Origin of the sequence: Archangium primigenium, assembly GCF_016904885.1 — a bacterium.
In the GTDB taxonomy this organism is placed as follows: Bacteria; Myxococcota; Myxococcia; order Myxococcales; family Myxococcaceae; genus Cystobacter; species Cystobacter primigenius.
Genome location: NZ_JADWYI010000001.1, coordinates 2465391 through 2479069, shown reverse-complemented (window position 1 = coordinate 2479069; position 13679 = coordinate 2465391). Strand labels below are relative to the sequence as shown.

At 69.3% G+C, this 13679-nt stretch carries 12 protein-coding genes; 4 read left to right on the top strand and 8 right to left on the bottom strand.

Annotated features, from left to right (window positions below; translation table 11 throughout):
- The first annotated feature begins 1 nt into the window (after position 1).
- Both I3V78_RS10585 and I3V78_RS10580 read left to right on the top strand, forming a co-directional pair.
- Positions 2-676 (top strand): glutathione S-transferase family protein, encoded by a 675-nt coding sequence (locus tag I3V78_RS10585; protein ID WP_204486723.1) that lies wholly within the window; start codon positions 2-4, stop codon positions 674-676.
- An 85-nt stretch (positions 677-761) separates the two neighbouring features.
- Positions 762-1523, top strand: a complete 762-nt coding sequence (locus I3V78_RS10580; RefSeq protein ID WP_204486721.1) for an SDR family NAD(P)-dependent oxidoreductase — start codon at positions 762-764, stop codon at positions 1521-1523.
- Here I3V78_RS10580 and I3V78_RS10575 read toward each other — a convergent pair.
- Together I3V78_RS10575 and I3V78_RS10570 are read right to left on the bottom strand one after the other, a co-directional pair.
- Positions 1520-4093, bottom strand: a complete 2574-nt coding sequence (locus I3V78_RS10575) for a penicillin-binding protein 1A (RefSeq protein ID WP_204486719.1) — start codon at positions 4091-4093, stop codon at positions 1520-1522. The two genes, I3V78_RS10580 and I3V78_RS10575, sit on opposite strands and share 4 nt — an antisense overlap.
- Positions 4090-5055 carry an RluA family pseudouridine synthase gene (locus I3V78_RS10570; protein ID WP_204486716.1) on the bottom strand — a complete coding sequence of 322 codons (966 nt, stop codon included), beginning with the start codon at positions 5053-5055 and terminating at the stop codon, positions 4090-4092. Before I3V78_RS10570 ends, I3V78_RS10575 begins: the two co-directional genes overlap by 4 nt.
- 43 nt (positions 5056-5098) lie before the next feature.
- Between I3V78_RS10570 and I3V78_RS10565 the strand changes: the two genes are divergently transcribed.
- Positions 5099-6574 (top strand): pentapeptide repeat-containing protein, encoded by a 1476-nt coding sequence (locus I3V78_RS10565; protein WP_204486714.1) that lies wholly within the window; start codon positions 5099-5101, stop codon positions 6572-6574.
- Between the two features lie 19 nt (positions 6575-6593).
- Here the strand turns inward: I3V78_RS10565 and I3V78_RS10560 are convergent, their stop codons facing one another.
- The 3 genes from I3V78_RS10560 to cax form a co-directional block, all read right to left on the bottom strand.
- Positions 6594-7571: an MBL fold metallo-hydrolase gene (locus tag I3V78_RS10560; protein ID WP_204486712.1), complete on the bottom strand. Its 978-nt coding sequence runs from the start codon at positions 7569-7571 to the stop codon at positions 6594-6596.
- Between the two features lie 83 nt (positions 7572-7654).
- Entirely contained in the window at positions 7655-8590 is a 936-nt protein-coding gene (locus I3V78_RS10555) for a DMT family transporter (RefSeq protein ID WP_204486701.1), read from the bottom strand.
- Between the two features lie 4 nt (positions 8591-8594).
- Positions 8595-9752, bottom strand: coding sequence for a calcium/proton exchanger (gene cax, locus I3V78_RS10550; protein ID WP_204486699.1), 1158 nt, complete (start codon positions 9750-9752; stop codon positions 8595-8597).
- 134 nt (positions 9753-9886) lie between these two features.
- Between cax and I3V78_RS10545 the strand changes: the two genes are divergently transcribed.
- Entirely contained in the window at positions 9887-10453 is a 567-nt protein-coding gene (locus I3V78_RS10545; RefSeq protein WP_204486697.1) for a cytochrome c oxidase assembly factor Coa1 family protein, read from the top strand.
- Between the two features lie 81 nt (positions 10454-10534).
- Here I3V78_RS10545 and I3V78_RS10540 read toward each other — a convergent pair whose 3' ends face one another.
- The 3 genes from I3V78_RS10540 to I3V78_RS10530 form a co-directional block, all read right to left on the bottom strand.
- Entirely contained in the window at positions 10535-11503 is a 969-nt protein-coding gene (locus I3V78_RS10540; protein ID WP_204486695.1) for an electron transfer flavoprotein subunit alpha/FixB family protein, read from the bottom strand.
- Positions 11504-11553: 50 nt separating this feature from the next.
- Complete coding sequence (locus I3V78_RS10535) at positions 11554-12351, bottom strand: electron transfer flavoprotein subunit beta/FixA family protein (RefSeq protein ID WP_204486693.1); 798 nt, start codon at positions 12349-12351, stop codon at positions 11554-11556.
- A 146-nt stretch (positions 12352-12497) separates the two neighbouring features.
- Positions 12498-13634, bottom strand: a complete 1137-nt coding sequence (locus I3V78_RS10530; RefSeq protein ID WP_204486691.1) for an acyl-CoA dehydrogenase family protein — start codon at positions 13632-13634, stop codon at positions 12498-12500.
- Between the last annotated feature and the right edge of the window lie 45 nt (positions 13635-13679).

Sequence of the window (13679 nt, the reverse complement as noted above, 5' to 3'; positions counted from 1 at the left end):
GATGATCGACCTGTACACGTGGAACACGCCCAATGGCTACAAGGTGTCCGTGACGCTGGAGGAGCTGGGCCTGCCCTATACGGTGCACCCCATCGACATCAGCTCGGGCGTGCAGAAGCAGCCGGACTTCTTGAAGATCAACCCCAACGGGCGCATCCCCGCCATCGTGGACCGCGAGGCGGGTGACTTCCCCATCTTCGAGTCGGGCGCCATCATGCTCTACCTCGCGGAGAAGACGGGCAAGCTCATGCCCACGGACGCCAAGGGCCGCTCGCGGGTGGTGCAGTGGCTGATGTTCCAGATGTCCGGCGTGGGCCCCATGCAGGGCCAGGCCAACGTCTTCTTCCGCTACTTCCCGGAGAAGCTCCAGCCTGCCATCGACCGCTACCAGAACGAGACGCGGCGGCTGTACACGGTGCTCGACATGCAGCTGTCCCGGAGCGAGTACCTCGCCGGGGACTACAGCATCGCGGACATCGCGAACTGGGCCTGGGTGCGCATCCACGACTGGGCCGGCGTGTCCGTGGACGGCCTGCCCCACGTCCAGCGCTGGCTCGCCGCCATCGAGCAGCGGCCCGCGGCGCAGAAGGGCATCACCGTGCCCAAGGCCTCCTCCATGGACCCCAAGTCGGCCGCCCAGGCCGTGCAGTCCGTCCAGTCCATGCTCCAGCGCTAGGCCGGGCCCCGCCCCGTCGCTTTCCCCTCCCCCGTCCGCGGGTTTCCATGGCAGGAAGCCCCGCGACGACGAGGGAGGACACGACATGGCGGACAGGAACTACCGGACGGCATTGGTGACGGGGGCCTCGAGCGGCCTCGGCCGGGGGCTCGCGCTCTGGTACGCCCGCAAGGGCGTCCGGGTGTACGCGGCGGCCCGGCGCCGGGAGCAGTTGGAGGCGCTCGCCCAGGAGGCGCTCGCCTCGGGCTCCCGGATCGAGCCGGTGGAGCTGGACGTGTCCGACGGGGACGCCACGGTGGCGCGGGTGCGCGAGCTGGACGACGCCTGCGGGGGCCTGGAGCTCATCGTCGCCAACGCGGGCTTCGGCCGGGAGACGTCCGCCAAGCGCCTGGACTGGGAGACGGTGCGCCAGACGATCGACGTCAACGTGACGGGCGCCGCGGCCACGCTCACCGCGGTGCTGCCGCGCATGGTGGAGCGCAAGAAGGGCCACGTGGTGGGTATTGCGAGCCTCGCCGCCTTCCGGGGCCTGCCGCGCAACGCCGCCTACTCCGCCTCCAAGGCCTACCTCTCCACCTTCATGGAGAGCCTGCGCGTGGACTTGAAGGGCACCGGGGTGGACGTCACCTGCATCTACCCGGGCTTCGTGAAGAGCGAGATGACGGCGCAGAACAAGTTTCCCATGCCCTTCCTGCTGGAGACGGAGGACGCGGTGGAGCTCATGGCGGGGGCCATCGCGCGCGGTGAGGCCGAGTACGCCTTCCCCTGGCAGATGGCGGGCGTGGGCAGCGTGCTGCGACTGCTGCCCAACGCCCTGTTCGACCGGCTCGTGCGCAAGGCGCGTTAGGGCGCGCCCATCAGGAACTCCGTGGCGCCCACGGAGCCCTTCTCCGGGGCGACGTCCTCGGGCTGGGTGCCCTTCTTGAACCAGATGTTCACCGCGTCCTTGCTGCCCGAGGACGCGATCTTCCCCGTCTTCTTGTCGATGCGCAGCAGCCGCAGGTTGTCGCGCATCCACTCGGGGGGCCAGAACTCGGACTGGGGACGCGCGGCGAGCGCCGGCTTCATGTAGTTGAGCCAGATGGGCAGCGAGGCGCGGCCACCCGTCTCGTAGCGGCCCAGCGGGTGCTCGTTCTTGTCGTAGCCCACCCACGTCACCGTCACCAGGTCGCGCGTGAAGCCGGCGAACCACGTGTCGAACGAGTCGTTCGTGGTGCCCGTCTTGCCCGCGGCGGGCTTGCCCAGCTTCTGCGCCGGGCCACCCGTGCCCTCCTGCACCACGCCGCGCAAGAGCGAGGTGAGGATGAAGCCCGTCTCGGGGCTCATCACCTGCTCGCCCGACTCGAACAGCCGCGCGTAGCCGGCCGCCACGCGGTCCTGAAGGGGCGCCCACGCGTCGTCGTACGCGGTGTGGTCCTCCAGCGTGCGGCCGAAGCGGTCCTCCACCTTGCGCACGAAGTACGTGGGCTTCTTGCGGCCGTAGCGGTTGAAGGTCGCGTACACGCCCGCCAGGTCGTACGGGTACACGCACGAGGAGCCGAGCGCCGCGGAGAAGTCCATGTTCATGGGCGTGGTGAGGCCCAGGCGCGTGGACCAGTCCGCCATCTCGTGCACGCCCACCGCGCCGAACGTCTTCACCGCGGGGATGTTCATCGAGTTGACGAGCGCGGTGCGCAGGAGCACGTCCCCGAGGAACGCGTCGCTGTAGTTGTCCGGCTTCCAGCTCACGCCGCTCTCGGGATCATGCTCCACGATGGGCGAGTCCACGATGATGGTGGCGCCCGTCCACTTGAGCTTCTCGAGCGCCGCGGAGTACACGAGCGGCTTGAAGGAGCTGCCCGGCTGGCGGCACGCCTGGAAGGCGCGGTTGAACTCGTTGGCGTCGAAGTCGTAGCCGCCCACCATGGCCGTGAGGTACTGGCGGTGCGGATCGATGGACACGAGCGCGCTCTGCAGCTCCGGGTCCTGCTCCAGGCGGAAGAGCGGCACGCCCTCGGGCACTTCCTTGTCCATCTTGCGGTCGAACTGGACGTTGTCGTCCGTGAGGTCCTTCTTCACCACGTGGCGCACGACGAGCACGTCGCCCACGGTGAGCACCTTCTTCACCGAGGTGAGCATCAGGCCCGGGTAGTAGCCCTCGGGGTTGACCTTGCGCGCCCAGCGCATGCCGAGCAGCGGCAAGAGGCCCTTGTGCGGCCCCACGCGCACGTCCGCGCCCGAGCCGTCCGCCGCCACGGCCGTGACGAGGCCCAGGTAGAGCTTGTTCTCCTGGAGCTTCTCGCCGCCCATGGCCTTGGTGGCCTTGTCCAGGAAGGTCTTGCGCTCGGCGTCCGTGGCCAGCTGCTGCACCGGCCCGCGGAAGCCCTGGCGCTTGTCGATGGCCAGGAGCCCCTCGAGCACCGACTCCTGGGCGGCGCGCTGACGCTCGCTGTCCATGGTGGCGAAGATCTTCAGGCCGTCGTTGAGCAGCGCCTTGTTGGTGTAGCGGTCCACCATGTTGCGGCGCACCTGCTCGGTGAAGTACGGCGCGAACTCGTGGAAGACGTCCTCCACGGGGTAGACCTTCACCGGCTCGGCGTCGGCCTCGGCGCGCTCGGCCTCGGTGATCATGCCCTCGGTGTGCATGCGCCGCAGCACGTAGGAGCGGCGCTTCCTCGCCGCCTCCGGGCGCAGGAAGGGCGAGTAGCGGCTGGGCGCCTGGGGCAGACCCGCGATGAGCGTCATCTCCCCGAGCGTCAGGTCGCGCACGTCCTTGCGGTAGTAGTTCTCCGCCGCGCTCTGCACGCCGTAGCTGTGGTGCCCGAGGAAGACGTTGTTCAGGTAGAGGTAGAGGATCTCCTCCTTGGTGAGCGCCTCCTCCAGGCGCCGGGCGAGGATGGCCTCGCGGATCTTGCGCGTGAGGTTCTTGGCCGTGGCGGACGCGTAGCCCTCGGCGGAGATGAGCACCGCCTTGGCCGTCTGCTGCGTCAGGGTGGAGCCACCCTGCATGCTGCCGCCCAGGCCCAGCTTCTTGGCGATCGTCTTCGAGGCGGCGCGCGCCGTGCCGAGCACGTCCACGCCCATGTGGTCGAAGAAGCTCGAGTCCTCGCTGGCGATGAAGGCCTGCACGAGCCGCTTGGGGATGTGCTCGTAGGGCACCACCTTGCGCCGGTGGTGGTAGAACTCGCCGGCGAGCACCGCGTCGTCCGTGTAGACCTCGGTGACGATGGGCGGCCAATACTGGTCCACCTGGGGGATGTCCGGCAGCCCCGAGGAGAAGTGGTAGTACAGGCCGAGTCCCGCCACCGCCGCCGCCGTGGCGCCCGTGAGGCCAGCCCACGCGACGAACTTGAGCAGGCGCACGAGGAGGTTGCGCTTGGGGGGGACGCCGTCGAGGACCAGCTTCGACGGGGCGTTGTTGGGGGGTTTCGTGCTCATGAGGGTTCCAGCGCGGCGCGCTTCAACACGTCCTTCAACTCCGGAGGCATGTCCGCCTCCACCTCCACCCGGCCCTTGTGCGCCGGATGGGGGAACTCGATGCTCGCGGCGTGCAGGAACAGGCGCTTGAGACCCCAGCGCGCCCGCACGTCCCGATTGAAAGCGAAGTCACCGTACTTCTTGTCTCCCGCCACGGGATGTCCGATGGCCACCAGGTGCCTTCTTATCTGATGGGTGCGCCCCGTTTCGATGACGCAGGAGAGGAGGGCTGCCTCGCTCGACTGCCGGATGACCTTCCAGCGGGTGACCGCCTCCTGCATGTTCACCCCCCGACGGGCCTTGGACTCGGCCGTCTGCTGGTGCTCGGCGAGCGGCAGGTTGATGACCCCGGAGTCGCGCGGCATCCGGCCCTTCACCAGGGTGAGGTAGCGCTTCTTGGGGTGGTGGTTGGTGAACAGGTCGGTGAAATGGACCATCGCCGGGCGGCGCTTGGCCACCAGGATGACGCCGCTCGTCTCCCGGTCCAGCCGGTGGGCGGGGCTGGCGGTGAAGTCGTTGCGCACGGCCTTGGGGCCCAGGTGGGCGCGCACGTAGTCCACCAGGGTGCCCCCGGTGATGCCGCTGCCGGTGTGCACCGCCATGCCGCTCGGCTTGTCCACCGCCATCATCCAGTCGTCCTCCAGGAGGATGACCAGCTCGGAGGGGTCCACGGGGGGGGGTGGTGCGGGGGCGCGCTCCTCGGGCGCGGCGGGGGCGAGCAGCTGCTGCTCGGTCCCCCGGATGGAGATGGTGTCCCCGGCGGCCAGGGGCTGCTCGGGTTGAGCACGTTTGCCGTTCACCCGCACCTTCTTCACGCGAATCATCTTGAAGAGGTGGGAGGTGGGCACATTCGCGAGCTTCTTGCGGAGGAACTTGTCCAACCGCATGCCCGCGCTGTCTTCCTCGATTCGGAACTCGATCATTTGACTGGCGCCCGGACCACACCACACCGATAAATTCGGGTCCATGCCGAAAGCCCCCACGATTGAACAGCTCCTGCAGAACGGAAGCGCGGACTGGAACCGCCTGCGCAAGGCTGGCAAGGTCCCCACCGAGCACACGGGCGCCACCTTCTCGCAGCTCTTCTCCGCCAATGCCGATTTGTCGGGACTGGAACTGGTGGGCAGCGAGTGGGAACGCTGCGACCTGTCCAAGATGAACTTCCGCGACTCGGACCTCTCCAACGCCTACTTCCACGGCGGCCGCCTCCAGGACTGTGACTTCCGAGGCGCCAACCTGGAGGGCGCCACCTTCGAGAAGCTCAAGCTCCTGCGCTGTGACTTCACCGGCGCCCGGGGCCTGGACGACATGGAGATGGACGACGTGGACATGGACCGCGTCGTCGGTCTGGATGGGGAGGAGGCCCCCCCGCCCCCGCCCCCGCCCGTGCAGGGCATCACCGCCTTCACCCGCGAGCAGCGCGAGAAGGCCATGGGCGCCGCGGGCGCCCTCTTCCAGACCAACCCCGAGCAGCCCGTGGAGGGGGAGCTGCCGCCCTTCCGCCCGCAGGATCCCCCCGGCACCCTGTGCTTCCGCGCCCTCAAGCGCCTGGGCTCCCCTCCCCTGTGGGTGCTGGACGTGCCGGGCCTGAGGCCGCTCTTGCCCACCCGCCTGCCGCCGGGCAGCGCCCTGGAGACGCTCTACCGCGAGGCGGTCAAGACGCGCCTGGAGAACAAGAAGCCCCAGTCGGACCCGGGCGCCGTGGACCGGGCCCAGCGCGCGCTGCGCATGGGCGCCAAGGACGCCAACGTGGCCGCCATGTACCTGCGCGAGGTGGGCGTGCAGCCCCTCTTCCGCTTCGCCACGGCCAAGGCGCTCAAGGACTCGTTGCGCGAGGAGCTGGCGGTGGATGACCTCACCGGCACGGTGGACCCGCGCACCACGGGCGCGCTCATGGAGCTGCGCCTGCCCCAGGAAGTGGTGGAGCACACCCACGAGGTGCGCCGCCGCCTCGCCGCCGCGCACCTGTACACGTCCCTCTTGGAGGCGGGCTTCAGCCCGGAGAACAACTGGGACGAGGCGCTGGAGTCCGCGGACGCCGCGCTGGAGCTGGCGCAGTCGGCCACCGGCGAGGACCGCGAGGCCCTGCTCGAGGGCTTCCAGGTGTTCGCCGCCCTGCCCGACGAGGCCCGGGTGCGGCGCCTGGCCTACCTCGCCGAGGCCCTGGGCCACCTGGAGCTGCTGGGCCGTCTGCCCGAGGGCATGGAGCCCGCCTGGCTCACCGGCCCCGAGACGCGCGAGTGTCACGACCGGGAGATGACCTTCGTGCAGGCGCTGCGCGCCAGCGACATCCCCAGCAAGGTGGCGGCCCTGGCCCGCGCGGAGCTCGGCGTGCCCGAGGGCGAGGTGCCCGAGGACAGCGACGAGGACCTCTTCGTCCACCTGCGCTGCGACGTGTGCGGCAAGGAGAAGCTCATCGTCCAGTCGCCCGGCGAGGCATAAGGACGCCGGCTTCCCGGCTTCAGAGGAGCGCGAGCTGCTTGGGCTGACCGAGCGCTCGCGCATCCAGGCCCTGGGCGCGCATCACCTGGGCCAGCTCGTCGGCGAAGCCATGGTGGGTGAGGATGTCCCGCGCCCCCGTGGCCTTCGCGTAGCGCACGAGCGACGCGCAATCGGCGTGGTCGGACACCGGGAAGGCCACGTCCGCGCCATAGCGCCGCGCCGCGCCCGGCCCGTCCAGCGCCCAGCCCGTGAGCACCGCGGTGGCCCGGGGCCAGAGCGCCGACAGGCCCCCGTTGCGCGCCGCCTGGGGGGTGAAGAAGAGCACCTCGCCCGGCTCCACGCGGCCATCGAAGCAGCGCATGCGCTCGATGGGCACGCCCAGCTCTCCGTACATCACCGCCACCTCGTGGATGGAGGCATGGGCCACGAGCGACAAGCCCCGTCCGGACAGGTACTTCATCGCCTCCTGGCTCTTGCCCAGGGAGTAGCCCAGCAGCACCGGCACCACGCCGCGCTCCAGGTGGCGGCGCACCCACTGCTCCACCTGGCCGAACACCTCGTCGCGCGGGGGGAAGGCGTAGCGCGGGTGCCCGAAGGTGGACTCGATGATGAGCAGGTCGCACTCGGCCACCTGGGCGGGCTCGGCGGTGAGCGAGGGCAGGAGGTTCAGGTCCCCCGTGTAGACGATGCGCTTGCCGTCCTCGCGGATGACGCGCAGCTGGGCGCTGCCGAGGATGTGGCCCGCGGGCAGCAGCTCGAGCGACAGCGGGCCCAGATCGAAGGGCCGGCCGTAGGGCGCGGGCAGGGGCGCGTGCACCTTGCCCAGCCGGTGCGTCATGAAGCGCAGGGTGGCGGCCGTGGCGATGGTGCGCTCGTGCCGGCCGATGTGATCCGCGTGCGCATGGCTCACGAAGGACAGCGGCGTCTTGCGTGTCGCGTCCAGGAACAGGGGCGTTCCCGCCAGTTGCAGTCCGTTCCGCCTCAGTTCGACGCTCATGGGAGATGCCGGGTATAGCGCGCCCGACGCCATCCGCACGCCTTCCGCGCGGCCTCGCCCGCTCGCATGCCGGGCGGCCCGGCCTATTCGGGCTGGGGCAGCCGCGCGGGCCGCCACCGGGCCCACAGGTGGCCGCTCAGCTCGGCCACTCCCACGCCCAGCACGATGAGACCGCCGCCCAGCCACTCGCGCTCGCCCAGCTCCTCGTAGCCGAGGCCCACCGAGTACAGCCCCGCGAGCACCGGCTCCATGCAGCAGATGAGCGCCACGCGCACCGCGGTGGTGCGCGCCTGGGCCCACGCCTGCAGGCTCAGGGCGAGCGCGCTCGCCACGAAGCCACAGAAGAGCACCGCGCCGATGAAGCCGGGCGTCGGGGTGAGCCGCACCTCGGTGAAGGGCAGGCAGGCCACGGACAGGGCACACACCACCCAGAGCTGCACCGCCACCAGCGCCACCACGTCCTTCTTGGGCGCCAGGCGCTCGGTGAAGAGGATGTGGAACGCGTAGGACACGGCGCCGCCGAGCGTCAGGGCGTCCCCGGGAGTGGGGCCCAGCCCCAGGTCCGCGCCCGACAGCGTGTAGAGCCCCGCCAGGGCCATGCCCACGCCCAGCCACAGCGACGCGGGCGGCCGGCGGCCGAAGAGGCCCCAGCCCAACAGCGGCACCAGCACCACGTAGAGCCCGGTGATGAACGCCGAGCGCGAGGGCGGCGTGGACACGAGCCCCCACGTCTGGAAGGCGAAGCCGCCGAAGAGGAACACGCCCAGCAGCGCGCCGCGCAGCAGCGTCGTGCGCTCGAACATGCGCCCGCGCGCCATGGCCGTGAGCGTCAGCGCCCCCACGCAGAAGCGCAGCGCGAGGAAGCTGAAGGGATCTGCCGCCCCCAGCGCGCCCTTCACCATCACGAAGGTGCCGCCCCAGAGCGCTGTCACCAGCAGCATCACCCCATCGGCCCGCAGGCGCTCGGAGGAAGGGGAGGACGGCGCGGCGGACGGGGCGGAGGCGACGGGGGGGATCATGGACTCAGGGGATGAAGAAGAAGGCGACCCCCAGAATGGCATAGACGCCCAACAGCATCACCCCCTCCAGCCAGTTGGACTCGCCGTCCATGCCGATGAGTGTGGCCGCACCCACACTCACGCCAATGCCCAGCACCTCCATGTGGGTGAAGTCCAGCGTCAGGTGCCGCGAGGGATCGAGCAGGATGGACACGAGCACCAGCACCGGCGCCACGAAGAGGGCGATCTGCTTGGAGGACTCGATGGCGATGTTGAACGCCAGGTCCATCTTGTTCTTGAGCGCCATGAGGATGGCCGTGGAGTGCTCGGCCGCGTTGCCCACGATGGCGATGATGATGACGCCCACGAAGGTATGCGTGAAGCCGAACGTCTGGATGGCCGCCTCGATGGCGTGCACGAGGAACTCGGCCACCACCACCACCCCCAGCGTGGCGGCGAGCAGCACCCCCGTGGCCTTCTTCGTGCTCCACGTGGGCAACTCCTCCTCCGCGCCCTCGCCGTGCGCCTCGCCCGCGTACAGGTGCGCGTGCGTCTTGAGCGAGAAGAGCAAGGACAGGCCGTACACCACCAGCAGGATGACGGCGATCGTCACCGACATGGGAAAGAGGATGGGGTCGGCCGCCGGGCCCTGGAACGCGTGGAAGAGGTCCGGGATGACGAGCGAGACGAGCGCCAGGAACATCATCGACATGCCGGACATGGCCGCGGTGGGGTTGAAGGTCTGCCGGGGGAACTTCAGCCCGCCAATGAGGATGCTCGCCCCGAGCACCAAGAGCACGTTGCCGAGGATGGCGCCGGTGATGGAGGCCTTCACCACGTCGAGCTGACCCGAGCGCAGCGCCGCCAGGGCGATGATGAGCTCCGCGGCGTTGCCGAACGAGGCGTTCATCAGCCCGCCCAGGCCACTGCCCAGCTTGTGGGAGATGACCTCGGTGGCCTCGCCCATCAGCCGCGCGAGCGGCACGAGCGCCAGCGCGCACAGGATGAAGGTGGGCGTGCCCAGGTGCAGGAAGTGCGAGGCGATGGCCGCGGGCAGCGACACCACCAGCAGCACGGTGAAGAACCGGTCCGCGGTGAACCACCCGCCTGAGCGCTCGGGCGGCGGCTGCGGGGGCACATCGGACGAAGCGGGGGGTGGGGTCACGACGGCGGGCGAGCTCACGGACGGCCTCGAAGAAGGACGGGACGGGGAAAAATGCCCCATCCGCTTCTTGGCCCAACCCCCTGGGTGGATGCAATGACCCGCCCCTTGTCGTCGTCTGGGGAACCGCTAAGAGAAGGCCCGAGGAGGGACACATGAACCCAACGGACGAAAACCCCATGGTGCCCCAACGAAGCTGGTGGGGCCGCAACTGGCCCTGGGCGGTGCCCATGGGGTGTCTGGGCCTGCTGCTGTCGTGTGGCTGTCTGGGGATGGTGTTCGCGGGCTTCGCCTTCAAGCAGTTCGCGGACACGCCCGTCTATACCGAGGCGGTGCAGCGCGCGAAGCAGTCGCCCGAGGTGCGCGAGGCGCTCGGAGAGCCGCTCGAGACGAGCATGCTCGGCGGCCAGATGAAAATCTCCTCCGTCAACGACGAGGGCTCGGCCAACCTGCGCATCCCCCTCAAGGGGCCCAAGGGCGAGGGCACGATGAGCGTGCGCGCGCTCAAGCAGGACGGCACCTGGCGCTTCACGCTCATGCGCGTGGACGTGTTCGGCATCCCCGCCATCGACCTGCTCGACGACGCCGCCGACACGCCCCGCGACGAGCGCCTCGAGCAGGCGCCCGCCGCCCGGCCGAACCTGCCCCAGGTGGAGCCCATCCCCGAGGAGGACGACGCCGCGCCGCCCCCGGCCGAGGAGGAGCGGGAGCTCGACCTGTAGCCGAAACGGCGAAGGGGCGACCGCGGGAGCGCACCTCCCCGCGACCGCCCCTGCGGTGCACCCCCGAGAACCGCGGGAGTGCTAGCCCTTGACCTTGGCCACCGCCTCGCGCAGCGCGGGCAGGACCTTGAAGAGATCTTCCACCAGGCCGTAGTCCGCCACCTGGAAGATGGGGGCCTCGGCGTCCTTGTTGATGGCGACGATCGTCTTGGAGCTCTTCATGCCCGCCAGGTGCTGGATGGCCCCGCTGATGCCCGCGGCGATGTAGAGCTGGGGCGCCACGACCTTGCCCGTCTGGCCCACCTGCAAGTCGTTGGGCACCCAGCCGGCGTCGCACACCGCGCGCGAGGCACCCACCGCGCCGTTGAGCAGGTCGGCCAGGGCCTCGATCTCCTTGAAGTCACCCTTGGTGCCACGGCCACCGGAGATGACCACGCGCGCCTCGGTCAGCTCGGGCCGCGCGCTCTTGACCTCGTTGAAGCTCACGAACCGGGTCTTCCCGCCCTCGATCTTGGGCGAGAACGTCTTGTGCTCGGCGGCGCCCTGGCCCCCGGCGGCGGCCGGGAACTCGGTGGGGCGCAGCGTGAAGACCTTCTTCGGCGTGGACAGCTTCACCTGGGCGAAGACGTTGCCGGCCCACATGGGGCGGTGGAAGCCGATGTCGGCCCCCGCGCCCTCGAAGCCCATCACGTCCGTGGCCATGGCGGCCTTGAGGCGCGCGGCCACGCGGGGCAGCAAATCCTTGCCCTGGGCGGTGGAGGCCATGCCCACGTAGTCGGCGTTGATCGCCGTGGCCAGCTCGGCGATGGCCGGGGCGTACGTCTCGGCCAGGTAGTGCTCGAACTCGGGCGCGGTGGCGGTGTGCACCACCTTGGCGCCCAGGCCCTTGAGCTCCTCGGCGACCTTGGAGGGATCCTTGGAGACGAGCACCAGGTGCAGCTCGGCGCCGGCCTTGTCGGCCAGCTGCTTGCCCGCGCTCACGGCGTTGAGGGTGGCCTTGCGCAGCTGCCCGTCGGGCTGCTGCTCGGCGACGATGAGGACGATCGACATGTTCAGCTCCAGTGTTCCGTGTGTCGAAAGAGGTTGGACCGCGGGGCGGCCTACAGGGCCTTGGCCTCGTTGCGCAGCTTGTCCACCAGCGTCGCCACGTCCGGCACCTTGATGCCCGCCTTGCGCGCCGGGGGAGAGGCCAGCTTGAGCACCTGGATCTTCAGGGCCACGTCCGCGCCCAGCTTCTCGGGCGTCAGCTCCTCGATGGGCTTGCTCTTGGCCTTCATGATGCCCGGCAGGCTCGCGTAGCGCGGCAGGTTCAGGCGCAGGTCCGTGGTGACGATGGCCGGCAGGGTGCACTCCACCGTGGCCAGTCCGTTGTCCACCTCGCGCACCACGCGCACCGTCTTCTTGTCCGCGGACACCGTGAGCGCCGGCGTCTTGCTCTTCTCCTGCTCGCTCTCCAGCGACTCCACCTTGGAGGCGAACGTGGCCTGGCCCCAGCCCAGGTACTCGGCCAGGTACTGGCCCACCTGGTTCTGGTCATCGTCGATGGACTGCTTGCCCAGCACGACCAGGTCCGGCTTCTCCTTGTCCGCCACCTTCTGCAAGAGCGCCGCCACGCCCATCTGGTCCAGCGCGCCCGCGTGGTTCACCCACACCGCGCGCGTGGCGCCCATGGCGAGCGCGTGCCGCAGCTGCTCCTGCACTTCCTTGCCGCCGATGGAGACGACCACCACCTCGCCGCCATGCTTGGCCACGAGCCGCAGCGCCTCCTCCACTCCAATCTCATCGAAGGGGTTGATCTTGTACTTGAGCCCCTCCTTCACGATGTCCGAGCCATCCGGCTTCACCTTGATCTTGGACTCGGGGTCTTCCACGCGCTTGGCGGTGACGAGGATCTTCACGGCGTTCTTCTCCCTTCGCAGAGCGGGTATCTCCCGCGCCGCGCCCTGTGGATGACGCGATGCACGAAGAGATAATCGGGGGCGTTGATTTTCGCATCAACGCCCCCACCCGGCAACGAAGAAGGGTGCCGGAAGTGTAGTATTTCTTATTTGAACAGCTCCTTGGCGATGACCAGGCGCTGCACCTGACTGGTGCCCTCGTAGATCTGGATGAGCTTGGCGTCGCGCATGAGCTTCTCCACCGGGTATTCCTTGATGTAGCCGTAACCGCCGTAAACCTGGACGGCGTCGGTGGCGACCTTCATGGCCATGTCCGCGGCGAAGCACTTGGCGTAGGAGGACAAGAGGGTGTTCTTCTGGCCCTGGTCGAGCAGCCAGCCGCTCTGGTGGCAGAGCAGGCGCGCGGCGTGGGTGTTCATGGCCATGTCGGCGAGCATGAACTGGATGGCCTGGTGCTCGCGGATGGGCTTGCCGAACGTCTTGCGCTGGGCGGAGTACTCCAGCGAGTACTCGAGGCCGGCGCGGGCGATGCCCACCGAGAGGATGGCGGTGATGGGACGGCTGTTGTCGAGCGTCTCCATGGCGATGCGGAAGCCCTCGCCCTCCTCGCCGATGCGGTTGGCCACCGGCACGCGCACGTCCTCGAAGGTGAGGGCGACGGTGTCGCTGGCGCGCTGGCCCATCTTGTTCTCGTGCTTGCCCACGGTGAGGCCCTTGGGACGGCCCTCCACCACGAAGCAGGTGATGCCCTTGTGCTTCTTGGCCTTATCCACCGTGGCGAACACGGTGTACTGGTCCGCGTGGCCGCCGTTGGTGATGAAGCACTTGGAGCCGTTGAGCACGTAGTGGTCGCCATCGCGCGTGGCGGTGGTGCCCATGTTGGACACGTCCGAGCCCGCCTCCGGCTCGGTGAGGCAGAAGGCGGCCAGCTTGAACTGCTCGGTGAAGGGGGTGAGCAGGCGCTTCTTCTGCTCCTCGCTGGCGCCCACGACGATGGGCAGGTTGGCCAGGTCGTTGGCCGTCATGGAGGTGGCCATGCCCGAGCAGCCCCAGGCCAGCTCCTCGTAGGCCAGGAGCTGATCGAGGTGCGACAGGCCGAGGCCGCCACACGACTCGGGCAGGTTCATGTTCAGCAGCCCGTTCTCCCAGGCCGAGACCATGATGGCGCGCGGGAACTCGGAGGTCTCGTCGTGATGGGCCGCCTTGGGGCGCATCACCTCACGGGCGAACTTGCGCGCCATGTCCTGCAGGGCACGCTGGGAATCGGAAAGCTGGAAGTCCATGGGAACACCTCGTGGGGAGAAGGGGGGCGAAGAACCGTCCACCCT